Raw genomic sequence first — 27,000 nt, forward strand, 5'->3', positions numbered from 1 at the left:
GAAGTTCACCTTTTCGGCAAGACTTGAATTTGGATCATCCATGAGAAATTATAACTACATACTGGCTTGTTTGACCGCGTTGCTGGTCGGCTGGGTGGTGGTGGCCTGTGAAGAACAGGACATCGACCGGACGTTCGAAGGACCTTACTTTGTGCGGTTTACGGATTCGTCGCTGACCTATAAGGAAAGCTACAATAAGGTGATCTCGGTGCGGGTGCATAACGTGGGGCCGCAACTGGACGAACCGATTACCGTCCAGTACACCATTGCCGGTACGGCCCGGGAGGGCAAGGATTTTGCCATCGAAGGCACCAAAGGCACCGTGACGATCCCGGCCAAGCAGAGTTTTGGCGAAATCAAACTGCGGCTGATCAACAACGCCAACAACATTCTGGAAGCCCAGACGGTGGTGTTCTCGCTGACGGACGTCAAGCCCGCTTCCCTGCGCGTCGGGTTTGGCAAAGACGGTTTATTGGGAAAAAACATCACCTTCACCATCCAGGACGACTGCCTGTTTAGCGGCACGTACCGGGGCACCCGGCAAAGCGGGGATTACGTCAGGCTGTTCGATCTGACCACCGCAACGGCCACCCTGGCGGACATCGGCATCACCAGTCTGGATTGCAAAACCTATACCGTGGCCAACTTGAACATCGGTCTGGCCGATGTGTTCGGATACAACGCCATCAAACTGCCGTTTACGTTCGTCGATAATGGCGACAACACGCTGACCATCCCGGTCCAGTCGAGTTCCGGGCTGGGCGGAGACACCCTGAGCGGTTCCGGTTCGTGGAATCCCCAAAACCGGCTGATCACGCTGAATCTGCGCTGGAAAGCCTTGTTTACCACGCAGGCCAATAAAGACACAACCATTCTTGTTACCTTCCCCTTAACCTATACACCGCAATGATGAAGCACACGAAACGATTCAGCCGGTTTTTGGTGTTGTCGGTAGCCTTGATGGGTCTTTTTTCGGGTTGTTCGGAAAAACTGGAGCCGAAACCGTTGACGTATAGCCAGTTGCTGACCGGGGCGGAAAAGAAAACCTGGCGGCTGGTGTCCTTTGAAGTCATTGATGATGGGCAGAAATCCGGCGTTATTCCCATTCAGAATGCCGGTTTGAGCCCCTGCCGCACGGACGATCAGTACATTTTTTACGCCGGTTCCGACCATAAATTTGAGTACAACAACGGTTCGGTCAAATGCAGCACGAGCGAAGAAACCGTCCTGTTCGAAGATAGCTGGTCTTTGATGAACGGCACGGCCACCCTGGAATTTGTGATTCCGATTTTTGCCGGTTCCGTCCTGCCGTATACCATCCGGAACCTGACCGAAACGTCGATGACGGTGGAAATCTATTTTGATAAGATCTACGTCGATCCCATCAATGCCAGTTACCGGTTTACGTTTAATTCCAATACCAAATAACAACGGCGGAATGCGGTTTGGGAAGATCGGGTCGAACAGCCGTCGTTCAGTGTCAGTAAACAGTCTTGCTATTTATGCTTAAACGTATACTATTTTCCGTCGCCACCCTGTTCGGTACGTTTGACTCGTTGTGGGCGCAGCCGATTCCGGCCTGGCAACACCTGGCCAGTCAACCCGCGCGGGAGCAATGCGCCACGATGCAGATGGACAGCGCCCTGCGGGCCAAATTTCCGGAAATGGGCAGCCGGTCTGCGTTCGAGAAAACGCTTCAGGAGCGCATCGAGCAGATCAAGAAGCTCGAGCGAACGGGCCGTCTGGCCGATGCCGTACTGACCATTCCGGTGGTGGTGCACGTGGTTCACGCGGGCGAATCCGTCGGAACGGGGCGCAACATCAGCGAAGCCCAGGTGAAATCCCAGCTGGAAACGCTCAACGAAGACTTCCGCCGAAAACCGGGTACGCGCGGTTTTAACGACAATGCCTCGGGGGCCGATATCGAAATTGAATTTTGCCTGGCCGCCATCAACCCTTCGGGCGGAACCATTGGCGAACGGGGCATCGACCGGGTGAACGGCGCGGCCAATTTTGGCAAAAGTACCTGGAGCAAAGCCGACATCGACGGCGTGCTGAAACCGAATACGTACTGGGACCCCGAGAAATACTTCAACATCTGGGTGGTCGATTTTGCCGCCACCGACGACCGGCTGCTGGGCTACGCGCAGTTTCCGAGCCAGTCGACGCTGCCGGGTCTTTCACCGAACGGGGGGGCTGGAAGCACCGATGGCGTGGTCATCCGGTATCAGTCGTTTGGGAACGCCGAAAAAGGCAATTTCCCGGTGATGCAGGCTCCGTACAACCTCGGCCGGACGCTGACCCACGAAGTCGGGCACTGGCTGGGGCTGATTCACATCTGGGGAGACGCCAACTGCGGCAATGACTTTGTCGACGATACCCCGACGCAGGCATCTGAAAGCCGGGGCTGCCAGAAAGGCCGCGTGAGTTGCGGAGGCACCAACATGGTCGAGAACTACATGGATTACTCCGACGATGCGTGTTTCAATATATTCACGCGCGGCCAGAAAACCCGGATGCGGGCCGTGATGCAGCTGGCGGTACGGCGCGCCAACCTGGCCAATTCCAACGTCTGCGGTACCTCGGTGGTGGCCCGGCCGTCGTCCAATTTCCGGGCGGAAAACCTGAAGATTCTGCTGGGCGGTCAGGTGCGGTTTACCGATCTTTCGACCAATTTTCCGACCCGCTGGGAGTGGACCTTTGAAGGTGGAACGCCCTCAACCTCGACGGAACAGAATCCGGTGGTGACCTACAACACGCCGGGCAAATTCAAGGTGACGCTGGTGACGTCCAATGCCGCCGGTTCGTCGGCCCCCATCGTCAGGGAACAATACATTGAAGTGCTGAACGTCGGGTTGTGTGCCGATCAGACCAACTTCGCCGGAACGCGCACCATCCTTCGCCAGCCGGGCGGAACCGGCTACGTGGCCGGCCAAAACAGCCGCAAAACCAAAGCAGTTTCGGAATTTTTTGATAATTCACTGAGCTACAATAACATGCACGGCGCTTCGCTGCGGTTTGGGGTGGCGAAGGCGGCCAAGGGAGCCGAAACCGAGTCGGTGGTGACCGTTACCGTCTGGAACGCACGCGGTTTTCAGAACGGGCCGGGGGCGGTTTTGGAAACGAAGGCCGTGCCGCTGCGGACCATTCTGGACGACGTCGCCAACAACCGGGCCACGAGCATTGTCTTTGAACGGAACGTTCCGCTGAGCGGATTGCCGTTCCACATCGGCATCGAGCTGACCTACGCGGCTGGCGACACGGTGGCGCTGGTGACGACGAAAAACGGCGAATCCTTGACGGGAACCTCCTGGGAGCAGAACGAGAAAGGCGAGTGGGAGCGGTACCGGATTCGGCAGGGGCTGGACGTGGCCCACGACATTACGGCCCGCGTGGGCATGAAACCGTCGGTACAGATTACAACCTCGTCGCAGTTTGTGCTGCCCGGCGAAGCCGTCACCCTCAACGCCCGGGGCGCTAGTCTCTTTAGCTGGACGGGCCAGAACCTGAGCAGCACGCTGGGAGCGCAGGTGATTGCCCGCCCGACGCAGACGACTTCGTACACGGTGACGGGTTCGGGACTGGATTTGTGCAATACGACGGCCACCGCCCGGATTTTTGTGCAGCCCGGGTCGATTACCGAAGTGCCGACAACCCTGCCGGACCAGGCGCTGACCGTTTCACCGAACCCCAGCGACGGTCTGGCCAAACTGTCGCTCCGCAACACCGCGCGGGGAGTTCTGACGCTCTCGGTGCGGAACGTCGCCGGGGTGGAGGTGCTGAAACAGCAGTTTGAGAAAACCGACGACCGTTTTGAACGAAATCTGGACCTGCGAACGGTGCCGGGGGGACTCTATCTGATTGAAGTCAGGATGGGCGACCAGACCATCCGGAAAAAGATCGTGAAACACTAAGTCAATAACCCGGTCAGCACAAACCCTGACCGGGTTAATTTTTCTGTCCGGAATGAAAGGAGTAGTACGGTTTTGGGCTTTTTGGGTATTGCTCGGGCATTTCGGAGCGTGTTCGCACCGGGACGACCTCCAGCCGCAATCAACTTACACGCAGTTGTTGACGGGTTCCGGAAACAAAGCCTGGCACTTGGTGTCCTACGAGGTTTTCGATCAGGAGATTTCGGCGGGTGTGCAACCGATCGCGAGCCTGCTGGAACCCTGCGAAGCCGACGATCAGTTTGTGTTTTACGCCGACGCGCAGCGCAAACTGGAATTTGCCAACGGCCCGCTGAAGTGCGACGAGCACGAACCGGACGGTATTTTCGCCGACACCTGGACGCTGCGCAACGGCGACTCGGTGCTGGAACTGCTGCTGCCGTTTCTGGCCCGGAAAGTCCCCTGGACAATCCGCGAACTCACCGGAACCTCACTAACGCTGGAGTATTTTTTCGAAGATCAGAACGTGCGGTACCGGTTTACATTCGCGGCTGCGGAGTGAAGTAGAACGCAGAACCCAAACGGAGTAGCCTTCGTACGAATCAAAAAGCCGGACACAGCCTTTGTCCGGTTTTTTGATTCGTCTTTTCAGGAGGGACGCCCTAAGTCTCAATAATTCAGTTTCGCCAGGTAATCAAAATCGTATTTGGCGCTTTCCATGGCGGTTTTTGGGTACTCTTCCTGCTCGACGAAGAAGTATTTCATGCCCGATTTGTTCATGTTTTTCAGCATTTTTACAATGTCGATCTGGCCCTTGCCAAACTCGGTGCTTTCCTTTTTGACCCGGTCCATGTCTTTCAGGTGCCAGAGCGGAAACCGGCCCGGATACTTGGCGAAGTATTTCAGCGGATCGTTGCCCGTCATAATCGCCCAGCCGAGGTCCATTTCCATGTTAACGACTTTCGGATCGCTTTTCTCCAGCAGAATGTCGTACAGGACCTTGCCGTTTTTCTTTTCAAATTCGTAATCGTGGTTGTGGTAGGCAAACACCAGATTGGCGTCCTTGCAGTCTTCGGCGGCCTGGGAAAACGTGTCGGCGCACTTTTCGTAATTCGCCACGGTCTGGCCCTGCGAGGGCAGCGACGAACATACCAGGTACGTCTGCCCGGCTTCGGCGGCCATGTCCACCGAGCGCTGCCAGTCTTTGTCGATGTGTACGTGTCCGCTCCGCACGGTCATGCCCAGATCGCCCGCAACTTTCTTGATTTCTTTCGGCGTCAGACCGTAATAATTCCCTTTGTCGCTCCGGGCCGATTCCAGCTCCTTATAGCCAATTTTGGCCAGTTGCTTCAGCGTACCGACGGCGTCGGCCAGCATTTCCTTCCGGACCGTATAAAGCTGAATGCCTACATTTTTCACTTTGGCGGCTTCGGTTAAAGTGGGCAGCAGCAGCGCACCAGCGGCCAGGCTGCCCGACGTTTTTAGAAATTCTCGTCTTGTTGTCATGGATTCTGTCGAATACGGATTGGTTACCCGAATAAAGAAACGGTTTCTGGAAGTTATCCTATTAAAAGGCAAACTACCACTTTTTAAACACAAAAAAGACCGCCAGCACAATCAGCGCAAATCCGACGATGTAATTCCACTTGATTTCTTCCTTTAGGTACAAAACCGCAAAGGCCACAAAAACCAGCAGACTGACCACTTCCTGAATCGTTTTCAGTTCAAAGGCGCTGAACTGGTAGGAACCGATGCGGTTGGCGGGGACGGCCAGACAGTATTCGACAAACGCAATCAGCCAGCTAATCAGAATCACTTTCCAGAGCGATTCGCCCTTGTAGCGCAAATGCCAGTACCAGGCGGTGGTCATAAAGAGGTTCGAAAAAATCAACAGTACAACGGTTCGCATAACGGTTTTCAGGTGATTGACGGCGGTTTTCGGCCGGAAATGGAAATTTTGTGTAAATCTCTGCGAAGTCTTCGGGGAAACCATAAACCACACCGGTTTTTTTGGGTTAAGTACTTCGTGAAGCCCCACTTCGATTTAACGACCGTCCTGCGCCGGGTGGAGGAAGCCATCCGGCCCTTTCCGAAAGCCGCCATGTTCGACCTGTTCGAGCAGGGGTACAACACGGTTTTTGAGCAACTGCTTTCCTGCATCATCTCGATTCGGACGCTGGACGAAACGACCATTCCGGTTTCGCTGCGGCTTTTTGCCGTGGCCCGCACGCCCGAACAACTTCTTAAACTCGATCCGGCGGCTTTGGCGAAGCTGCTCTACGGCACCCAATATCCCGAACAGAAAGCGTATACGATGCTGGGCATTGCCAAGCGCGCGATTGACGAATTCAACGGCCAGATTCCCGCCGATTTTGAAACGCTGACTTCCTTTAAAGGGGTGGGGCCAAAATGCGCCAACCTGACGCTGGGCGTAGCCACCGGACAGGCCGCCATCAGCGTCGATATTCACGTTCACCGGGTGACCAACCGCTGGGGCCTCGTCCGGACCGGGCAACCGGAGCAGACGCTGAAGGTGCTGGAAGACCTCGTGCCGGTTGCGCAGTGGATCGACATCAACCGCCTGCTGATGCCGTTCGGCAAACACATTTGCACGGGTCGCTTGCCCCACTGCTCGACCTGCCCGGTTCTGGATTGGTGCGAACAGGTGGGCGTGACGGAGTATCGCTGAACGAAGGCGGAAATTAGAATTAATTTCCTATATTTCTGGCCGTCAAAGCCTTATCGCCTGACGCGACGCAACTCCTCCCGACCCCCTTATGGATTCCTTAACCCGTGTGCCCGCCGAGCTTTCCGTAAAACCCAAACTTTATTCCCTGGTTGTGGGCATCAATGCCTACCAGCAGGTTCGGCCGTTGAACGGCGCCGTGCAGGACGCGGAGAATATGGAGCAGTACCTCGCCGATTTGCCGGATTTTGAACACCGCGCGCGTCACCTTAGCGATCACGAAGCGACCAAAACCGCCCTGATCGATGGGTTTCGGAATCACCTGAAAAACGCCGGACCGACCGATACGGTTTTGTTTTATTTTGCGGGTCACGGCGCGCAGGAAACCGCCGATCAAACGCTGTGGCCCACCGAAACCGATGGCAGGCTGGAAAGCATTGTCTGTTTTGATGGCGACGCACCGAATACCTGGGATTATCTGTTGACCGACAAGGAGTTGCGGTTTTTGATTGCCGACCTGAGCCCGACCGGCGCGCATATCGTGACGATCTTTGACTGCTGCCATTCCGGCGACAACACCCGGTTTTTTGATTTGCTGGCCGCGACGCCCGAAGGGTCGCCGTTTCAGGAACGGCGGCTGGCGCAGTCGGCACCGATGCGGCCCTGGGAAGGATTCATTTTTCACGAACAATTTACGGAAGCGGAGTTGCGGCAGAAAGGACTCGACGAATTGATTCCGCTCGGAAACCACATTCAACTGGCGGCCTGCGAATCGGACGAAGCCGCCGTGGAAGACCGGGCGAACCGGGAGGGCGTTTTTACCAAAAATCTGGTGGCGGTTCTGAAAGCGGCCAACCATTCGATTTCGTACCAGACGCTGCACAACCGCGTCCGGCAATACATGCGGTTTGCCTACGAACAACGTCCCCGGATTTCCGCAGCGGGCGACCGGTCCGAGCAATCCCTGCAAGGCGGTTTTCTGAACCAGCCGATCAACACCCAGAGCGCACGGGCTGAGATGACGTTCAACGCCGGCAAACAACAATGGCTGCTCGATGTGGGCGCGATTCACGGCGTTGGGCGGACGACGAAACCCATTCAGGTGCTGGACGAAACCGGAAAACCGGCTTTTTCGGTTACTCCGTCCAAAATCGGTGCCGATTACACGGTTCTGAACGTGGCGGCTGCGCAGGCCGCGGGGCTCGACCAAAGCAAAGCGTACCGGGCCGAAATGGAAGGCCTGCTGAGCGAACCGATCAGGCTCCACTTCATCAACCACAACGGCGATGTGGCCGAGCAGGCCCTGTTGATTCAGACGCTGACCGAACAGGCGGGCGCTTTTTTTAGTCCGGAAGAAGTTGAACAGCAGGCCGATTATACGCTGCACGTTCGGAACGGCTTGCTGTATTTTTCCCGCCCCGAGGATGAAAACCGCCCGCTGATCCGGACAATTCCGGCTGATGAGCTGGAAACGGCGTACGCGGCCCTGGTGGCTTCGCTGCGGCATCTGGCATCCTGGAACTACCTCAAAAAACTGCGGAACCCCGAAGCCACCGAACCGATCCTGAAAATCAGCGTGAGTCCCGAAGCGGCCGAAACCGTGGTGCTGCAAGGGACAAATCCGGCGGCCGTGACTGTTCCGTTGCAGGAAGGAAAAACCGCAACGGGTAAAACCGTGTGGGCCAACAAAGTCAAAATTCAACTGACCAACCCGACTTCGCAAACGCTGTATTGCACGGTTTTGTACCTGTCGCGGGATTTTCTGTCAACGAAGAATTTTCTGCCCATCAACGAACGGATGCAGGCCGGAAACTACCGGCTCGAACCGGGGCAATCGGAATGGCTGGGCCTGCCGAGTCGTAAGTCGCTGAGCGGGCGGCTGGACGTGGTGCGGCTGGGACTGGAAGAAACCGTCCGGCAATACAACTGGCCGGAGGTGACGGAATACTTCAACGTCCTTGTTTCGGTCAATCCGCTTTCTGAATCGACGCTGGCGATGCTGGAACTGGATGCGCTGCCCTCGCCCCACACGCTGGACGAAAAACCGGACACGGACGGGCACCGGGCGTCGGCCTTCGATACGGAAGAAGACGAGGAAGCTTTTCCGGACTGGAGCGCGCAAACCATAACGCTCCGCATTCCGAACCCGGTTTATAATCAGGTAGATGCGGGCGAATTGCACCGGATGCTGGAGCCGGTTTTAACGGATGGCGTTGAGGTCGTCAACCCGATGGCCGATTTTGCGCTGGGTCTGTATTTTCGGCCCGATTCGACGGATTCGGAGCTCGTTCTGCGCGAGGAACTGACGGTGATCGGGGAGGAGCAGCGCGGACTCTGGGGCGATCTGAAAACGTTTGTCAATGACCAGATTGCGCATCAGGTCCGCAACCGGCAGTACCGGCAAAATCTCCTCAAATACCCGGACCGGGTTCGGATGGTGGCGGGGGGCGACGCCTGGTTTCAGTATCCGCTCCTGAGCGATATCGTCGATTACCTGGCGCGGGTTTACGCCGTGAGCACCACCCCGGCGGTGGGCAAATCGTTGAAGAAATACATCGAGAAATCGAAGTTTCTGGAAGTCATCGCGCAGGTCAGTCCGCGCTATTTTCTGCTGAGCGGGGGCGGGGCGGATTTTTTTGGCGACGATTTTTTGACCTATATCCGCGAAAAATGGGAGAACAGCGAACCCGCTCCGCAGCGGTATTTGGCCGACACATTTTCGGGCGCGCTGGACGAACTCGAAGCCAATTTCAAGCGCCTGTTTCGGTTGATCCGGCTCCAGAATCCAAAGGTGCAGGTGTTGGTACACGGCTACGATTACCTGCTTCCGGACCTGGCCGAAACCCAGTCCGGAAAACCGGGACCGGTGACAAACCGCCTGATTGAGCGCGGACTAGCGGAACAGACGGCACGCGAAAGTCTGATCCGTTACATGATCGACGGATTTAACGAACGGCTGCAACGCGCTGCGGCTGAATACGATAACGTAACGTACATCGACCTGCGCGGCACGGTCCGTCGAAACGCCGGGGCACCGAAATACTGGTACGACGAGTTCCTGCCGAACGACAAGGGATTTCTGAGCATTGCCTCCCGGTATTCGCAGGTGATCGGTCAGCTGGAACGCGCGGCCAAAACCACCTGATCAGACAACCTCGGTTTGCTGCTGCCAGAACTGCGAGTAAGCTTTGCCGTTTTGCAGCAAATCCTTGTGGCTGCCTTCCTCAATCAGCCGGCCCTGTTCGAGCACCACGATTTTGTCGGCTTTTTTGACCGTGCTCAACCGGTGCGCGATGATGATGATGGTTTTTCCGGCTTTGCGGAGTTGCTGCACGGTTTTTTGCACAAATTGTTCCGAAGTCGAATCCAGCGCCGAAGTGGCTTCGTCCAGAATCAGGATTTCGGGATCGCGGTACAAAGCCCGGGCAATGGCGACGCGCTGCCGTTGTCCGCCCGAAAGGGACGCACCGTTTTCGCCGAGGTGGGTTTTAAAGCCGTTCGGCATTCGTTCGATGAAATCGGTAATTCCCAGGTGGTTACAGATGTTCAGCACGCGCTGCATGTCCGGAGCCTCTTCGCCCACGGCAATGTTTTCAATGACCGTTCCGGAAAACAAATCGATTTTTTGCGGCACCACACTCACCACTTCCCGCAGACTGTTGGGCAGCAAATGTTTGGTGTCGTACTCGCCGATGTGGATGCTGCCGCTCTGCAACGGATACAGCCCCTGCACCAGCGAGAGCAGCGTCGATTTGCCGGAGCCGCTTTCGCCTACCACCGCCGTAATTTTTCCTTTGGGCAGGGTCAGCGTCAATTCTTCAAAAACCGGGGCGCGGGTGCCGTAGCGGAACGTCACGTTCTCAAACCGGATGTCGCCCACCATATCGGCTTTCAGCGGCACCTTGTTTTCGTCCGATTCGCGCTCCAGATCCATGATTTCAAAAAGCCGGTCGGCGGCAATGATGGCTTCCTGAATGCTTTTGTTGGCCCCGATCAGGCTGGCGGCTGGCCCCGTAAAATAGCCGATGATGGCGTAAAACGACAGCAGTTCGCCGGGCGTCAGTTCGTTGTCGAGCACAAAACCGGCCCCGGCCCAGAGCAGGATAATCGTGAACAAGCGGGTGATGAATTCGGAAGCATTGCCGGCGTAAATTCCGGCGGTTCCGGTCTGAAAAATCGTTTTCAGCATGTTCACAAACCGGGCTTCGGTTTTCTGGCTGGCGTGTTCTTCCAGCCCAAACCGCTTGATGGTCGGCATGGCGTTCAGCGACTCGACCAGTTGAGCCTGCAGGTCGGCGGAGTTTTCCATCAGTTTCCGCTGGTACCGCTGGTTAAACTGGTTGAAAACCCAGTAGATGGCGGCATACAACGGGATCACCATCAGGATGATCAGCGCCAGTTTCCAGTAATACGTGAACATCAGCCCGAACGAAAACAGCACGATCAACACGTTGACCAGCAGCGCCAACGCCGTGTCGTTGATGAACGCCCGGATCTTGACGGCGTCGCTGATGCGGGAGGTGATTTCGCCGACGCGCATGGTGTCAAAAAACGACTGCGGCAGGCGCATCAGGTGTTTGTAATACCCCAGAATCAGGGCGGCATCCATCCGCTGCCCGGTTTTCAGGTTGAAAAAACTTTTGGTGATGTTGATGAAAATCTGAATCAGCAGCAGCCCGATCATGACCACGCTGAGCAGATTGAGCAGATTCCGGTTGCCGTTGACCAGCACGTTGTCCACGATTTTCTGCACGTAAATGGCCGACGACAGGCCCAGAATCGTGTACACCAGCGCCCCGAACAGGGTTTGGATCAGAATGCCCCGGTACGGCTGCATCAACTGCGCAAACCGCTGTAACACCGAAGTCTTTTCGTTTCCGATCTTGAACGTTTCGTCGGGAACCAGCAGGACGAGCAAACCGGTCCAATCCTGTTTAAAGCCCTCGTGCGTTTTCGTATAAAATTGCCCGTCGGCGGGGTCCATCACGGTGACGTGCGTCGGGCTAATCTTGTAAACGACCACGTAGTGCTGCATGGCTCCGTCCCTGATCTGCACGTGGGCGATGGCCGGAAGCGGGACTTTCGACAGACTTTCCAGGCTGGCTTTCACCCCTTTGGCCTGAAAACCCAGCTTCTGGGCGGCTTCGACCATGCCCAGAACGTTGGTGCCTTTCTGGTCGGTTGCGGCCAGTTGCCGGATGCGCGCAACGGGAAGCAGCAGCCGGTAATGGGCGGCCACGGAAGCCAGACAGGCGGCTCCGCAATCGGTAATATCGCGTTGTTTAATCTTGGTGCGGGACGTCATAATTGGTTGTGAGACAGAGATGGAAAAGCGTTACGCTCCTAATTCCAGCCAACGTTTCGGGATTCAGGAGCCGCAGACCTACGGCGTATTACCGGGAACTGCTCACTGCCAACTGCTTGGTTCCGGAAGAATTCGTCGGGTTTAGCCAGTCGTCGGTTTTGTCGTACAGAAGCTGGAACAGCGTACGACGGCTTACTTTAAACCGGGTCAAAACCGTCATTCCTTTTTTCAACTGGCCCTGGTAGCCGTTCGACAAGGTCAGGTAGTTACGGTCCAGTTGACAGCGGACTTTAAAAACCGGCTGCCCTTCCGACATCGTGAAGTCGTTGGCGATGTCGAGCACCTTGCCCGTCAGCAGCCCCCACTGGTTGTAGTCAAAGGCATCGACCTGCAGGCGAATCGGCTGACCGGGCTGCACCAGCCCAATGTCTTTCGAGGAAACGTACGACTCAACGATCAGCGTGGAATCGGGCGAAACCACCGCCAGCACGTCGCCGGGTTGCACGTAGCTGCCCGCGTACCGGCCCGCCAACTGGCTGGCTGTTCCGGCCACCGGCGCTTTCAGGACGTAAAGCGACTGTTGCTCACGAAGTTGCTCGGCTTCGGATTCCAAACCCGTCAGATCGCGGAGGCTCTGCGTGAGGTCGGTTTGCCAGTCGCTGCGCTGCTGTTCGACGAGCGAATTGTAGCGCGCCATCGACGCTTTGTGGGCATACAGCGCATCCTCGTATTCCAGCCGGGCAATCACTTTCTGGTTGAATAACGATTGGCTGGTGAGGTATTCGCGCTTCAATTTTTCCTGCGCATGCCAGCTTTCTTCCACAATGGCCCGAAACTGCGCGTACTGCTGCCGGTAAAGGGGAGCCGTCAAGCCGCTGACTTCCTTCCAGGATTTCGTGGTAAGCTGGTGTAAATCTTTGATGAACGATTGTTTTTCCTGGCGCTGCTGGTCGAGCAGCCGCTGCTTGGTGTTGAGGGTTTCGGACTGGAGCTGGAAGAGCGGCTGGCCCTGCCGAACGGATTCCCATTCTTTCACCAGCACTTTTTCGACGATGGCGCCGGTCGTGGCTTTCACTTCACTGCGTTCCGAAACCGGGCGAACCAGGCCGGAAGCCTGCACCGAAACGTCGACGTAGATAAACGGCAAAGCCAGCAGCGTGATCAGGACGACGGCCAGCACGGACATGTAAATAATCTGACTACGGACACTAACCCGGGGCAAATACGTAATCAGACTCGAGGAAAAGTCTTTGTCATTCATAACACGAAGTAGGACAGATGATAGAAGGCGTATTTTCCAATTCAAATAAAAACCGCCGGTCCGGTGATTTGTTTTCTTTATTTAGTAGTCGGTGCAGACCAATGCAAACAGCAGAAAAGAAGCCCACGGAGGGTATTACCCACGCTGTGTCGGACTGCTTTTCTGCTGATTACGGCGGTTGTACGCTATCCCGGATTCTTAACAGGACCAGGACCGTGAACTGCGGCTGGATTCAAAATCCAGACTCAGGTCGATATCCAGGCTTAAACCGATGCCCAGGAAGCTGCTTTTGCGGCTGCTGTCGCTGCTCTGACTGCCACACCAGGAATGGCAGTCGCCGGAGTTGTTGGAAGGCTGGTTGTTGGTGCCGCCCAGGGTTTCAATTAATTCCTGATCGGTCATTTCGGTAACATCGAGTTGAACAAAATTGAACGTTTTCATCGGCGTAAAAGTGTGAATAAGTGCCTACTCTAGTAGCTTTTCGGCTTTCGCTGACATCCGGCAAATGATGATCTTATCAATTACCATGATGTTGAAACAAAGTTGGTTAATAAAGCGATTCTGTCTGATAACCGGTTTTTATATCTTGATAACTGACGGTTATAAAAAAATAACCCGGGCCGAAAACCGCCGGCTGTCAGCGCGCCCGGTTTTGCTCCGTGTCGGCCGTTGCTTTGCTTCGGTAGGCGGTTTTCAGCGGTTTCCCGAAGCGATAGGTGAGGCTGAGGTTGAAATTGGAGGTGGCGTAGGTGCGGTCAAAATAAATGTCGGTCTGGCCAACGCTGTAGGTGCCCGACGCATTGGTCTGGTGAAACAGATCGTTGGCCGTCAACCGCAGCTTCCAGGTATTTTTAAAGAAATCCTTTTCCAGCCCGAGCGTTACCGTCGCCCGGCTATGGTTGTGGTACAGCCCGTAATATTTGTCGCCCAGATACCAGGCCAGCAGCTGGACCTTGAATAATGTGCTGACCGTGAAGGTGTTATTGGTGTAAACGTACAACTGGGGCCGGGGCCGGACCAGCTCAAAACCGTACTGGTGATCAATCGACTTGCTCTGGCTCAGCGTCAGGGTGTTGGTCGTGTTCCACCAGCCGATGGTCAGGGCGCCCGTGCCGGATAGAAACAGGGTATGGTCTTTTTCGAGGTTGATGCCTTTGAGAACGTACTGATTCGGACCGTCGCCCCGCAAAGCTGCCCCGGAGATGGGGTCCTGAGTATAATTGTAACCGGCCCGAACGTCAAACTGCCGGTAAGTCAGCCCCAGTTCAAACGAGTGGATTTTTTCGGGCCGCAGATTGGGGTTTCCCTGAATGCTCGTGAACGGGTCCTGATAAATTATCCAGGGATTCAGGGCCTGATACCGGGGGCGGGTGATTTTGGCCACGTACGAAAGCCGAACGTCCAGCTCGGCCGTAACGGTTTTGGTCAGCAACAGATTGGGAAAGACGTTGCCATAGCTTTGTTGAAGCACCTGCCCGGCTCCGGCGGTGGTGTTCAGGGTATAGCGCGTCCATTCGCCCCGGATTCCGGCGGCAAGGCGGATTTTCTGGCCGATGGCACCGGTATACTGGAGGTAAGCCGCCGGGAGCAGTTCCGTGTAGGCAAACTGGCTGGACAAGGCGGGATCCAGCGCAAAACCGGCTTCCGGAGCGGCCACCAGGAAATCCGTGGCCGAAGCGGTTCTGGCGTACGTAAATTTCAAGCCGGTTTCGAGTTTTCGGTTGCGGTTCAACACCCGGGTGTAATCGGCCTGCGTGCTCGAAATCGTAATGTGATACGATTGGTTGTTTTTGAGCAGCCGGGCGAAACTGCTGTCGTTGACCCGGTTGCTTTCGGCAATTCCGTCGCGGATATTCGTCCGGAACCGGGCCACCTGGCTGCCCACAAAGAGGCCCGATCCGAGCGAATCCAGCGCACGGTTGTAGTTAAACAGCAGCGAATGGTTCAGCCGCTTTTCGTTTTTGGTGAGCCGGCTCGTATAAAAACCGGTATTCACCGCATCCTCGATCCGGTTTTGGCTGAATTGCTGGCCACCCTGCCGGTCCAGATTTCCCTTGTAGGCCAGCGCGAAGTCGGTTTTTTCGGTTGGTTTAACCTGCATACCAAACCCGAAACCGGAATAATTGCGGAGTTTCCGCTGCCAGTCCGTCGTCAGTTCGGAGCGTAAAAAGATGGCCGAATCCGGCCGGGTGCGGGTGGTGTAGAGCCGTTCGCGGTCGTTGCCGGTGCGCAGCGTATAATTCCCGGTCAGCGTTAGTTTCCCGCGCCGGTAGGTCAGATCGGCCAGCGTATTGCCTTCGCCCCCGGCAAAGTCCGCGTGTGTAAATTGCTGGGTTACCGAGCCCGTGGTGCCCGTTTCGGCATTCGTTCGGGTGATGATCCGGATCACGGCTTTTCCCTCGGCATCGTAGCGCGACGACGGATTGGCTATAATCTCCACCCGGACAATCTGACTGATGGGAATGGCGATCATCTGCTCGTAGGAAATGGCCTGGTTGTTCAGGAAAATAAGCGCTTCGCCCTTGCCCACCACGCTGATTCGCCCCTCGTTGAAGGTGAGGCCGGGCGATCGTTCCAGCACCTGAGTGACGGAAGCGCTGCCCGCCAGCAGGGAACCGGCCACCTGCACATTTATGCTGCCGTTGTCTCCGTAGCGGATCAAGGGCGCCGGGCGGCTGATGCGCACCTCATTCAATTGGACCGGACGCTCCTGCATGACCAGCACACCCAGGTCCTGATGCGCTTGATTCCGGTTTTCAAGGACAATGGAGGTGTCCGCAAACGACAGGCTGCTCAGCCGGAGTACGGTTTTTGTTGGTGGAATCGCCGGAAACGACACCCGTCCATCCGGAAAATAACCGCTTTTCAACAGCGTCGAATCGGGCAGGGAAAGCAATCGGGCGTCCACCGCGATGGGTTCCTGACGAGCGTTGACGACCCGGGCCTTGAATGAAAAGAACGACTGACCGGTAACGGAATGGGCCAGGGTGAAGAGGAAACTAATCAGAAACAGCGAACCGGGGCGCTTCATGGCTGATGGGTGAACGGATTTTGGTAAATCCAAAAATCAGCAGCGGACCGTCGGCAGGGGTTCAGGAAACAGGAATCAGGCGTATGGATTTATAAAACCGTACTCCGATTAAAGGCTAAGCGATTGATTGGCAGCTTGTTGATAGGTAGCGGGCGTAACGCCCTTACTTTTTTTAAAGGCGGCAAAAAAAGTGGATTTGGCGTTAAAGCCCACCTCATACCCGATCGCTTCCAGCGTAAAGCGTGGGTCGGTAGTCATCAGTTTGCAGGCTTCGGCAATCCGGAATTCGTTGACGTAGGTGGTGAAATTTTTGCCCAGATGCTCGTTGAGCAGCGCCGAAAGCTGGTGGCCGGAGATCTGAATTTCCCGCGACAGGTCATGCAGTTTCAGATCCGGATTTTTGTAAACCCCTTTTTCGGTCATTACCCGCTCCAGTTTGGTCAGCCAGATTCCGGCATCGCTTTCGTTTACTTTTTTGGCAACGGGCTTCACAGGCAGGAGCAGAAAAAGTTCGTCGGTATTTTTCCGGTAAAAGAAAAGGGTTGCCATCAGGTACAGGATCAGCGTGAAGGCAATGGCGCCACTGATGTAGGACGCGAACGGCGCGTTGATCAGGGAGGTGAAATAAAACAGGAAGATAACCCCGTTGCCCACGAAAATCATGGCAATCCAGGTCTCCGCCGGTTTCATGCGGTACGACCGGATGAAAAACCGTCCGAGCAGCCCCCGGATGACCCACCCGGCGGCCACCAGAAAACCGAACCATTGCAGGTAAATAACTCTGGCGAAATAGCGGTTCCAGTAAACCGGGAACCCTTCATACGGGAAAGAAAGTCCGATGAGCAGGGTAAGGACCGTCAGCCCAGCGAGTGTCCAGAGCCAGCTTTTCGGTATTTTTTCGGCCGGTTTTAGGGCCGAACTGACAAAAAAGTAGACCAGCGGTCCGATAAAGAAACAGGCCGAAAGGCCAATTTGCAGGTAGATTTTGGGCAGTTTTCCGTCAAAATAAAGAAAAACCGACTTCCCGATGCGGATACCCAGGGCCAGCAGCAGTGCTCCCAGAAAATAGTTGGCGACGTACTTCTTTTGCGCAAAAAACAAGAGGAACAGCCCCAGCACGAGTCCGTTGAACGCACCTAGGGCGCTGAAAAAAAACAGAAGCTCTTTGCCGGTGTTCATCGTAATTTCACAGAATGGGCCGTCAACGGGGCTGGACTTTCTCCGCGCGCGGTTCGGGCCTATGCCCCGCTACGAATTAATCACATTCTGTTCAGAAATCAACCGATTGGGGTCAAAATAAAGCGGTTTTTGTTTATCGATTAAACGGACGCTCATTGATCCAGTGAAACCCCCGGTTTACCAGCAAAAAGTGGTCATCCGCCTGCCGCCGGAGCCGGACAAAAACCGAGTCGTTAGCCAGACGACCGCTCAGCACCAGGGCTCCGGAACCGGATTGCTGGTAGTGCAAGCGGTATTTTTTCGTCGTGTCCTGGTAGAGGGTGGCCTGCCGGTTGACCGTGTCGGTTTCCAGTTGGTACCAGCGAAGCGAGTCGTTGGCCATGCGAATCAGCAAACTGGTGTGTTGCGCCGAACCGTCGACTACGGCCTGTCGCCAGCGGGCCGAGTCGGCCAGTAGCGAATCGCCGTTCAGGTGAAACCGGGTGACCTGATAAAGCCCCCGTAAGCTCGGCTTGGGGTTAGAAGCACGTGCGGCACGGCTGGTCGGAAGAAACTGAATCAGACGCGGAGCCAGAAAACCGCCAATCAGCACCGTTTTGACGACGATGCCCGCCAGCCGAAGCCGCCTGGTGGTAAAAACCGGGCTCAGGTCCCGGGCCGGGGCCGGACGATTCAGCATCAGCACATTCACCAACCGGCCGGCATCGGGCACCAGAATGAAAACCGTCATCAGCAGCAGGTGCATTGAAAACAGTTTGACCGGGATATCAAAAGCAAAATTCAGGGCTACGATGTTGCCGATGACGGCCAGCAGAATGACGCCCGCCAGGGGAGTCGTTCGCCGGAAAAGCAGGAAAAAACCGCCTACGACTTCCGCCGTTCCGGTAAACCAGTTATAACCGGTTGAGTACCCCATGAATGTCCAGGCCAGCCCCATGGGAGAAAACTGACCAAGCGGCTGGGCTAAGCGGAACAGGTTGAGGGAAGGAAACTGGGAGTGGTCTATTTTGGCAAACCCGTACAGAAACATCATCATCGCCAGATAATACCGCAAGAGAACCAGCAGCCAGTACAACGCCTGGCGGTAATGGGCTCTGCGCCGGTCCAGCAAGCTCCAGACCAGGCAGCCCACCAGGGCGACGACCAGAAAACAGAGCACCTGTACGTAGTTGAAGGTAGTGTCTCCGCTGCCGTTGGGAAGGACCGTGATTTCGTAGGGTAATCGAAGAAGGGTGCGCCCGACCCAGGGTACAATATCCGCCCACACGCCTGAATTCAGGGGCAGTAGGTAGACCAGAAAGTAAACGGTAAAAAACCGGAAGGCGGTTTTCTGTCCGGTTGACCAGGGCAGCGGGGCGGGAGGAGCGGATGTCATACCTCCTAAAAGCAATCGGCGCGGAAATCTCCTTAGTGCCCACTGGCTCCGGCTTGGGCCCGTTTTCGGCTGGCGGCCTTTATTTTTCCGAAATGTGCAGCTTACTGCGGTTTTTCCCGTACAGAAAGTAAATCACCAGGCCAAGGGCCAGCCAGATGATCAGCCGCAGCCAGGTGTCGCCGGGCAGCGAAAACATCATCACCGCGCAGGTCAGAATACCTAAAATGGGCACCACCGGCACCCAGGGCGTCCGGAAAGCGCGGGGCGCGTCGGGCTGGGTTTTGCGCAGCACCATGACGCCCAGACAAACTATCACAAACGCCAGCAGGGTGCCAATGCTCGTCATTTCGCCGACCACCCGAATCGGGACAAAACCGGCAAAGAGACCAATGAACATACAAAGCACCAGGTTGGCTTTGTAAGGGGTCCGAAACCGGGGGTGTACCTCCGAGAACACCCGGGGCAGCAAACCGTCGCGGCTCATGGAAAAGAACACCCGCGACTGCCCCAGCAAATCGACCAGAATAACCGAAACGTACCCGATCAGAATGGCACCGATGATGAGTTGCCCCAGCCAGCGGTACGGGGTTTTCTCGATGGCAATGGCCACCGGAGCCGCACTGTTTTTGAATTCGGTGTACTGGACCATGCCCGTCATGACGTGACCGAACAGCACAAACAAAACCGTGCAGACCAGCAGCGACCCAATGATGCCGATGGGCATATCCCGTTGCGGGTTGCGGGCTTCCTGCGCCATCGTGGCCACAATATCGAACCCGATGAACACGAAGAAAACCACCCCGGCTCCGCGCAGCACCCCGCTCCAGCCGTATTCCCCGAACAGGCCGGTATTGGCCGGAACGTAGGGCTGGTAATTGGCGGGATCGATGTATTGCCAGCCGAGGGCAATGAACACCAGCACGACCAGCACTTTCAGCGCGACCACAATGGCGTTCAGCAGCGCCGAACCGGACGTGCCGCGTATGATTACGCCCGTGACCAGCACCACAATCAGCACCGCCGGTAAATTCACGTAGCCGGACACCACGGAGCCGTCGGCAGCGGTGGCGGTTTCGAAAGGCGACAAGCTCAGCTGCGGGGGCAAATGCAAACCGTAGGCGCTCAGAAACCGGGACAGGTACTGGGACCAGCTGATGGCCACCGTGGCGGCTCCCACCGAATACTCCAGCACCAGATCCCAGCCGATGATCCAGGCGAATAACTCACCCAGCGTTGCGTAGGCATAGGTATAAGCGCTGCCCGCTACCGGCACCATGGCCGCAAATTCGGCGTAACACAGGGCGCTGAACGCACAGCCGACGGCTGCCACCAGAAACGAGAGGGTGACAGCCGGACCGGCGTGGTTGGCGGCTGCCAGTCCCGTCAGCGAGAACAAACCGGCTCCGATGATGACGCCGATTCCGATGGCGACCAGGTTAAACGCGCCCAGAGAACGTTTGAGGCTGCTTTGTCCGCTTTCGGCGGCTTCCTGCCGAAGCAGGGCGAGGGATTTGATGCGCATGGGGATTGCCTGAACAAGCTCAGCCAAAAAGTTTACTGAAGATACTGAAAAGAAACTTCCGCCTTCCGGACGGCTAAAAAACCGGTCATCGAAAGGCGGAAGTCGCTGACTTAAAACGTCAGTGCCAGGCGGGTAAAGACAAACCGGCCGTTGAAGCCAAATTGCTGACCCGTGCGGGAATACGGGAAATAGCCCGCGCCCCGGTTGCCGCCGATGGTTTCGTCCGGATACACGTCGAACAGGTTGTTGGCACCCAGCGTCAGCCGCAGATTTTGCTGGAAGGCGTAGCTCAGGCCCAGATCGGTAATGACTCTGGCCCCAAAAGTCTGCTGATCAGCCTCGACATTGGTGGCCGCATCGACCGGTCCGAAATACACATTTCGGAAGAAAAGATCCCATTTGCCAATCGCGTAGCTCAGCGTCAGATTGCCTTTCACGCGCGGAACCGCCGATTCCAGGTAAGTCCGGCTGGCCCGGTCCAGATACGTGCTTTCTTTGCCCACCAGCAGCGGAGACGCCTTTACCGCCCCGACCAGACTCGTGCGCACGAAAGTTCCGGCCAGATCGGCCCGGAAACGGCCCGGTCCCAGCCGCTTGGCGTAGGTAATCACCGCGTCGATTCCTTTGGTTTCGGTGTCAATGGCGTTGGCAAAAAAACGGGCGGTCTGCGCACCGGCCTGCCGCAGCAAATCAAAAATCTCGCGGTCCTGCGGGGAAGCGGTGGCGCCGTTGCTGCCCAGAAACTGTCCGGTATAAATGATGCGGTTGTTGATGCGGATAAAGTACCCATCGACGGTGACTTTGAACGGACCGAAGTTGCCCGTCAGACCGGCGCTGTAGCTGTAGGACGTTTCCTGTTTAAGCGAAGGAATGCCCAGTAATTCCGCCGGGCGGCTGTCGTTGGTGAAGGTTCCGGCGTCGATGATCGCACCATCGACGAACAAATTGGAGGTGGCGCTGAAATACCGCTGGTGGAGCGACGGCGCCCGAAACCCGGTGTTGACGGCGGCCCGCAGCGCGAATTGCTCGCCAATTTTATACCGCGTCGCCAGCTTTCCGTTCACCGTAGAGCCAAAATCCGAATAATTCTCAAATCGCACGGCCGCGTCGATCAGCCAGGCTGGAGTAAAGTTAAATTCGAAATCGGTGTAGGCGGCAATGGCCGTGCGGGACGCATTAACGGCATTTTCGGGCCGGAAACCGGGGAAGGCCTGCGCCCCACCGGCCAGCACTGCCCCGTTGGCGGCAAACCGGGTGGCGATGTTGCCGCTGATGTCGGGGACCAAAATGGGCTTGCCGTCGCTGCCCACGCCAATTTGCAGCGCATTGCCGTAGTTGCGGTACGAATTCTCCTCTCCCTCGACGATCTGGTAGTTTTCGTAGCGGTGTTCAAACCCGAAAGCCACAGTAATGCCGCTCAGGGCTTCGTCGAACCGGCGGTTGAAGTCCAGGTTGGTGGTGTTCTGGGCAAACCGGTAGCCGCCATCGGTAAACCGGGTGGGCGACGCCCGCTGCAACGAGGCATTCAGGCTGTTTTCGGTTGTGAAGTCGATCTGGTTGCGGCCGAAGGTGTTGCTGAAATCCGCGTTCCAGGCCCCGACTTTTCCCCGCAATCCAAACGCGATGGACTGATCGTAATTGTCCGTGACGATGAGCGGCAGGTAGCCCAGCGGATAGATTTCGGCAATGTTCTGGGTAATCTGGGCGGGTTGCCGCCGGAAAGCCGCCGACTCGCCCTTGCGGTAGTTCAAGCCCCCGAAGGCGTAAAACTCCGCCCCGTTTTGCAGCGGAATGATGCTGTTGAGGAAAAACGCGCCCCCCCGGTTGGCCGACTGCCCGATGCGGGAGTTATAATCCGAGCGCGTCTGGCCCCGGCGCTGCAACTCGGCGGTGGTGATGTCGGCCCCCGTTGGCGTGGGATAAAGCGTCGGGTTGTTGTAATCCGAGAAGATCGTACCGGTAAACTCCTTCATGCGGTTGGTCGGATTGCGGAAATCGAAAGACCCGGCCAGGTTGATAAAACCGCCTTTGTCGCCAACGGGCAAACCGTAGTTTACGTTGGCCTGCACGTTGTCACCGTCCAGACCGCCTTCGGAATTTTTGGAGGCAAAGCCACCGGCCGTCAGATTGGCCCGAACCTGGTTGACGTTATCTTCCAGCACAATGTTGATCACCCCGGCAATGGCGTCGGAACCGTACTGGGCGGAAGCGCCGTCGCGCAGAATTTCAATTTTCTTGATGGCCGCAGTCGGAATGGCGTTCAGATCCGTACCGACCGAGCCTTTCCCGAACGTGCCGTTGATGTTGACCAGCGAGGTGGTGTGCCGCCGTTTGCCGTTGATGAGCACCAGCACCTGGTCGGGACCGAGGCCGCGCAGCGAAGCCGGATCGATGTGGTCGGTTCCGTCGCCGAGCACCTGCGTGTTGGCGTTGAAGGAGGGCGCGACGTAATTCAGGATCTGGTTGATGGTGACCTGCGGCACATCCCGGGTAAGGGAACGGATATCGATCACATCGACCGGCACCGGCGTGTCGAGTTGCGAACGGGGCTCCCCGCGCGACCCCAGCACGACTACTTCGTTGAGCGTGGCGCCCTGCAAGGTAAAGTTTACGGTTTGGGCCTGGCCCCCCGAAACCGTAATCGGCTGGCTTTGGGGGCTGTAGCCGGTAAAACTGGCAATGAGCGTGTAGGTGCCGTCTTCGAGTTGTAACTGATACCGGCCGTTCGCATCGGTGATGGTGCCCTGCCGGTTGCCCTGGAGGTAAACCGACGCGCCGGGTAAGGCGGCCTGGTTGTCGCGCACGGTTCCTTCAATGGTTGCTTTTTGTCCAAAGCTCACCAGCGCCAGCAGCGCAAACAAAGTAGTGAGGGACCATTTTACGGGTTTTGCTGTAAAAATTCTCATCGTAATTGGAATGTAAAAAAGTAATAGGTACGCATTTGGCCATACAACAGTGAACCGGAGAGTCTCGTTTCCGAAACCGCAGGCCGTTGACGGAATCCGCAAAGCGCTCACGGTCTGAACCGGGTTTTAAACGAACGGTTGAAAAGTGACGGATAAAGTTAGGTTCGGCGGTTTCGAATGCGGCTGAAAACCGGTTGTGGGCCAAAACTAAAACTTATTTAAGTAGCAAGGCTATTTTGTCTATATAAATACTATAGAAAAAAAGAATAGCCCAGTTACTTAAAAACCGGTCGGGCGATTTCCGGGACTCGGCCCGGGCCGAAGCAAAAAAATCCCTTCCAGTGCGAAGCCGCGGACCGGAAGGGACATAGCGTTATCGGTGTTGTTTACTGTTTAGAACGGGGAGGAGGGCGGTTTTACTGGAGGGCAACCACCCGGTTTACCACGCTGGGTTGCGGGCTGCCCAGGGTGACGGTTTGGGTGGTTTCCTCGACACCATTGGAAACGATTACCTGGTAGATGCCGTCGGGCAGGTTGCTCACGTCCAGCCGCAGCCGGGCAGCCGCCTGACGTTTCCCGATTTCCTGCACGAACAGCTCGGCTCCGGCGCGATTTTTCAGTGAAACCACCACCGCACCGCCGATTTCCTTGTTGATGGCAATCTGGAGCTTGCCTTCGACGGTGGTGTACATGCCGCTCTGGAAGGCGGCTGCTCTCTGGGGACGGCCAATGGGTTTGTGGGGTTCGGCCAGGGAAGTGGTGACGCTAAAAACCGTAAGGGCGAGGGCAGCGAACAGGGTGTTGACGAGCGTTTTCATGGCTATGTGATTTTTTTGTGGTCAGATTGATTAATCCCTTTTGGATGCATCAAAGGTCGGGAGGATGCCGGGAACACGCTGTCACAAATGAGTCAATCACTAGCACTTTTGAGAATAAACCGTCTTTAAGAGCAGATCAGGAATGTTTTGAAAACTTTGCGGGATTCAACCGGGGTTGCCAACAAAAAAACCGGTCGTCAACTGGCCCGGTGAACATGCCTATGCATTCACCTGAGCCGGTTGACGCCCGGATGCGTATGGATCTGAAGCGTACTTCAGCAGCGTTTCTTACAAAATGCCCAGCAGACCACCGCGGTTGCTGCGGCCGGAATCGAAGCTTTTCGAGCTGGATTCTTTCTCGTAGAATAATCCGAAATCCAGACTCAGGCCAGTGCCGAACGAGGTTTTGCTATCATTGCTTTCGTAGCTAAAACCGTTGCCATAACCACCACCTACATGCTCAGTCATTTCTGTTTGGGTCAGCTCCTCTACCTGGAGGTTTGCCAGATTCATCGCTTTCATAACGTTTGTATTTACTGAGTGCCTACTCTATAATCGCTTTTCGGCTTCCGCTGGGCGTCGGCTGTTGTGCCGTTTGCCTGATACAAAGGTGGGGGATAAACCAATGCATACCGATAACTAACATTTATATCTTCATAGCCCGCAGTTATAATCCTATAACCAGCTAAAAAAGAGTTTCTTTTAGGAGAAAGAAGACCGTTAGATAACAGTAGCCTCTTGTCGCCAATCCGAAACATACGGTTCAGTCGTAGGTTTAATTGATACAAATACAAACCGGGAATAAACGGGAAGTAGCTATGTGAAAACGCTTTACTTAATTGAATTGCATCTATTTTAAGTAAACTTTAACCCTGGTACAACTATGCCTGTCCTATCTGAAAAGCTTCGGCGGCTGCGTCAATTATTTGGCTATTCGCAGGAGTACATCGCGTTCAACATTGGAATGACTCAACCGGCTTATTGCAAATGGGAAAGTGGTCAGACGCGTCCCTCAATCGATAAACTGGAAGGGCTGGCCAATATTTATCAATTGAGCATCGGTGATTTACTGACTGAAAATGATGTGGAGATTATTAGAAAACTGATCGCCGACGAACATTTTGCCGAAAAAATACTCGGAAAAGGCCCGGTGAGTTAGTACAATAATATAACCGCAGAAAAAGCTTCCCTGAGCGCTCAGGGAAGCTTTTTTTATGGCTGAAATCGTTTCAGGAAATCGGTTTCGTAGCTCATGCCAATCGGAATTTCCTCGCCCGCCAGCGTAATGATCCGGTTGCGGACCTGCTCGATCCGGCTAAACGGCACGATGTATGACCGATGCACGCGAATAAACCGCCCGGTGTCCGGGTCGGCTTCCTGGAGTTTCTGGAGGGCGGTTTTCATCGTCATCCGGGCCACAATGGGGTGGCTGGTGCTCTGCAGGTGAATTTTGAGGTAATCGTCCAGTCCTTCGATGAACAGAATATCCGCCAGCGCAATTTTGTGCAGGGTGTAATCGGCCCGGATGTAGAGGTAAGCATCCTTCGCGGGTTCGGCCGCGTGGCGCAGGCGATGGTGTTCGGTGGCTTTCAGAACCGCCTGCTGAAACCGCCCGAACGTGAACGGTTTCAGCAGGTAATCGACGGCGTTCAGGTTGAAGCCTTCCACGGCAAACTCGGCGTAGGCCGTCGTAAAAATGACCATCATCGACTCCGGAACCGCCCTGTGAAACTCAATGCCCGACACCGACGGCATGTTGATGTCGAGAAACAGCAGGTCGGTGGGCGTCTGCTGCAGGTGTGCCAGGGCTTCGTCGGGCCGCAAAAACGTCTTCTCCAACGCCACGGCGTCAACCTGGCTGCAAAAATGAGTGAGCACCCGCAGCGCGGGCGGTTCGTCGTCGAGGGCAATGGCTCGGATCATGTCAGATCAATCGTTAGGTCCACGGAAAAACCGTCGGCGGTGTCGTTAATGACCAGCGTATGACGGTCCGGATAAATCAGTTGCAGCCGGGCTCTGGTGTTTTCAATGCCGATGCCGCCCGCCGTTTCGTCACCGTGAAAAACGCGCACTTTCCGGTTGAACACAAACAACTGCAACTTGTTTTCCGGCAACGTGATGGCAATCCGGATCCGGGATTCCTCCTCCGGGTTGACCCCGTATTTAAAGGCGTTTTCGATAAACGAAATCAGGATCAGGGGCGCAATGGGCGTACCGTTGGGGCTGCCGGTGACGATAAATTCAATCAAAACCGTATCGTCCAGCCGCAACTTCTGCAAGTCGATGTAATTCCGGATGTAGTCCAGCTCCTTCGCCAGCGGCACCTGATGACTGCCCGCGTCGCGGATTACGTAGCGCATCAGCGACGAGAGTTTGACCACGGCATCGGCGGTTTTGTCGGACTGCTCGATGGCCAGCGAATAGATGCTGTTGAGCGTATTGAACAGAAAATGCGGGTTGATCTGCGCCTTCAGGTACGACAGCTCGGTGGCCAGTTTTTCCTGCTCGGTTTGCCGCCAGCGGTTGTTAATCTGCAAAAAAAGGCTGACGAAAATGCCGACCAGAAACAGGAAAAGCGCGTGGCTCAGTTCAAAGCCAAAAGGCGGTTTTTGGGTCAGACGGGCCGGAATGGGGCCGCGCGGAACACGGGCCAGCGGGGGAGGACGATGGTCGGGCGCTGGCAAACTGCGCGGAGCGGGCGGTTGTTGCCGGTCCGGTCGGAGAAAAATATCCTGCCGGTCGAGCCAGATAACCACGGCAATGATCACCAGAAAACAGCCGATCACGCTGCTGACGTATCCCGCGTACTTTCGTTCGAAATACAGCCGCGGAATCAGAACGTAATAGTTCAGGTAAAAAAACGCCAGCATGAACAGGTACGACAGAAAGTTGGTCCGTTCGTGCGGGTTCTGAGCCAGTTGGGATAAACCCGGAAATCCGTTCGGCGCAAAAATATAGGGGAGAGCCAGAAAGGCCAGCCCAATCGAAAGATGAATCAGCAGGGGCGGAATCGTTCGTTTCATGGAA

21 protein-coding genes are annotated in these 27,000 nt (G+C 55.8%); 7 read left to right on the forward strand and 14 right to left on the reverse strand.

Annotated elements, in window-relative coordinates; all coding sequences use genetic code 11:
• Positions 1–40 precede the first annotated feature (40 nt).
• From ACYVHX_RS18795 to ACYVHX_RS18810, 4 genes are all read left to right on the forward strand, one after another.
• Complete coding sequence (locus ACYVHX_RS18795; RefSeq protein ID WP_460673221.1) at positions 41–910, forward strand: hypothetical protein; 870 nt, start codon at positions 41–43, stop codon at positions 908–910.
• The gene (locus ACYVHX_RS18800) at positions 907–1,428 is read left to right on the forward strand and encodes a hypothetical protein (RefSeq protein ID WP_460673222.1); all 522 of its coding nucleotides are present in this window, start codon (positions 907–909) and stop codon (positions 1,426–1,428) included. Before ACYVHX_RS18795 ends, ACYVHX_RS18800 begins: the two co-directional genes overlap by 4 nt.
• Before the next feature lie 74 nt (positions 1,429–1,502).
• Positions 1,503–3,914, forward strand: coding sequence for a M43 family zinc metalloprotease (locus ACYVHX_RS18805; RefSeq protein WP_460673223.1), 2,412 nt, complete (start codon positions 1,503–1,505; stop codon positions 3,912–3,914).
• A 52-nt stretch (positions 3,915–3,966) separates the two neighbouring features.
• Positions 3,967–4,452 (forward strand): hypothetical protein, encoded by a 486-nt coding sequence (locus tag ACYVHX_RS18810; RefSeq protein WP_460673224.1) that lies wholly within the window; start codon positions 3,967–3,969, stop codon positions 4,450–4,452.
• Between the two features lie 107 nt (positions 4,453–4,559).
• Here ACYVHX_RS18810 and ACYVHX_RS18815 read toward each other — a convergent pair whose 3' ends face one another.
• Both ACYVHX_RS18815 and ACYVHX_RS18820 read right to left on the reverse strand, forming a co-directional pair.
• Positions 4,560–5,396 (reverse strand): TIM barrel protein, encoded by an 837-nt coding sequence (locus ACYVHX_RS18815; protein ID WP_460673225.1) that lies wholly within the window; start codon positions 5,394–5,396, stop codon positions 4,560–4,562.
• A gap of 73 nt (positions 5,397–5,469) precedes the next feature.
• On the reverse strand, positions 5,470–5,799 hold the full coding sequence (locus tag ACYVHX_RS18820) for a DMT family protein (protein WP_460673226.1): 330 nt from the start codon (positions 5,797–5,799) through the stop codon (positions 5,470–5,472).
• Between the two features lie 117 nt (positions 5,800–5,916).
• Here ACYVHX_RS18820 and ACYVHX_RS18825 point away from each other — a divergent pair, with 117 nt between their 5' ends.
• Both ACYVHX_RS18825 and ACYVHX_RS18830 read left to right on the forward strand, forming a co-directional pair.
• Complete coding sequence (locus ACYVHX_RS18825) at positions 5,917–6,579, forward strand: endonuclease III domain-containing protein (protein WP_460673227.1); 663 nt, start codon at positions 5,917–5,919, stop codon at positions 6,577–6,579.
• Positions 6,580–6,667: 88 nt separating this feature from the next.
• Entirely contained in the window at positions 6,668–9,721 is a 3,054-nt protein-coding gene (locus ACYVHX_RS18830; RefSeq protein ID WP_460673228.1) for a caspase family protein, read from the forward strand.
• Here the strand turns inward: ACYVHX_RS18830 and ACYVHX_RS18835 are convergent, their stop codons facing one another.
• From ACYVHX_RS18835 to ACYVHX_RS18880, 10 genes are all read right to left on the reverse strand, one after another.
• Positions 9,722–11,881 (reverse strand): peptidase domain-containing ABC transporter, encoded by a 2,160-nt coding sequence (locus tag ACYVHX_RS18835; RefSeq protein ID WP_460673229.1) that lies wholly within the window; start codon positions 11,879–11,881, stop codon positions 9,722–9,724.
• An 88-nt stretch (positions 11,882–11,969) separates the two neighbouring features.
• A complete protein-coding gene (locus ACYVHX_RS18840; RefSeq protein WP_460673230.1) occupies positions 11,970–13,142 on the reverse strand; it encodes an HlyD family efflux transporter periplasmic adaptor subunit in 1,173 nt (390 codons plus the stop codon).
• A 198-nt stretch (positions 13,143–13,340) separates the two neighbouring features.
• Positions 13,341–13,583: a hypothetical protein gene (locus tag ACYVHX_RS18845; protein WP_460673231.1), complete on the reverse strand. Its 243-nt coding sequence runs from the start codon at positions 13,581–13,583 to the stop codon at positions 13,341–13,343.
• A gap of 196 nt (positions 13,584–13,779) precedes the next feature.
• A complete protein-coding gene (locus tag ACYVHX_RS18850; RefSeq protein ID WP_460673232.1) occupies positions 13,780–16,173 on the reverse strand; it encodes a TonB-dependent receptor domain-containing protein in 2,394 nt (797 codons plus the stop codon).
• 108 nt (positions 16,174–16,281) lie between these two features.
• Positions 16,282–17,352, reverse strand: coding sequence for a helix-turn-helix domain-containing protein (locus tag ACYVHX_RS18855; protein ID WP_460673233.1), 1,071 nt, complete (start codon positions 17,350–17,352; stop codon positions 16,282–16,284).
• Positions 17,353–17,485: 133 nt separating this feature from the next.
• A complete protein-coding gene (locus ACYVHX_RS18860; protein WP_460673234.1) occupies positions 17,486–18,727 on the reverse strand; it encodes a DoxX family protein in 1,242 nt (413 codons plus the stop codon).
• 79 nt (positions 18,728–18,806) lie between these two features.
• Positions 18,807–20,249: an amino acid permease gene (locus ACYVHX_RS18865; RefSeq protein ID WP_460673235.1), complete on the reverse strand. Its 1,443-nt coding sequence runs from the start codon at positions 20,247–20,249 to the stop codon at positions 18,807–18,809.
• Between the two features lie 110 nt (positions 20,250–20,359).
• Complete coding sequence (locus tag ACYVHX_RS18870) at positions 20,360–23,155, reverse strand: TonB-dependent receptor (protein WP_460673236.1); 2,796 nt, start codon at positions 23,153–23,155, stop codon at positions 20,360–20,362.
• Positions 23,156–23,571: 416 nt separating this feature from the next.
• Entirely contained in the window at positions 23,572–23,973 is a 402-nt protein-coding gene (locus ACYVHX_RS18875; RefSeq protein ID WP_460673237.1) for a hypothetical protein, read from the reverse strand.
• Between the two features lie 288 nt (positions 23,974–24,261).
• Positions 24,262–24,441: a hypothetical protein gene (locus ACYVHX_RS18880; protein WP_460673238.1), complete on the reverse strand. Its 180-nt coding sequence runs from the start codon at positions 24,439–24,441 to the stop codon at positions 24,262–24,264.
• A gap of 415 nt (positions 24,442–24,856) precedes the next feature.
• On the opposite strand from ACYVHX_RS18880, the gene ACYVHX_RS18885 reads away from it, so the two are divergent.
• Positions 24,857–25,132, forward strand: coding sequence for a helix-turn-helix domain-containing protein (locus ACYVHX_RS18885; RefSeq protein WP_460673239.1), 276 nt, complete (start codon positions 24,857–24,859; stop codon positions 25,130–25,132).
• A gap of 53 nt (positions 25,133–25,185) precedes the next feature.
• Here ACYVHX_RS18885 and ACYVHX_RS18890 read toward each other — a convergent pair whose 3' ends face one another.
• Positions 25,186–25,896 (reverse strand): LytR/AlgR family response regulator transcription factor, encoded by a 711-nt coding sequence (locus tag ACYVHX_RS18890; protein ID WP_460673240.1) that lies wholly within the window; start codon positions 25,894–25,896, stop codon positions 25,186–25,188.
• Positions 25,893–26,996 carry a sensor histidine kinase gene (locus tag ACYVHX_RS18895; protein WP_460673241.1) on the reverse strand — a complete coding sequence of 368 codons (1,104 nt, stop codon included), beginning with the start codon at positions 26,994–26,996 and terminating at the stop codon, positions 25,893–25,895. Before ACYVHX_RS18895 ends, ACYVHX_RS18890 begins: the two co-directional genes overlap by 4 nt.
• Positions 26,997–27,000 lie beyond the last annotated feature (4 nt).

This window comes from Larkinella ripae, from assembly GCF_054780775.1.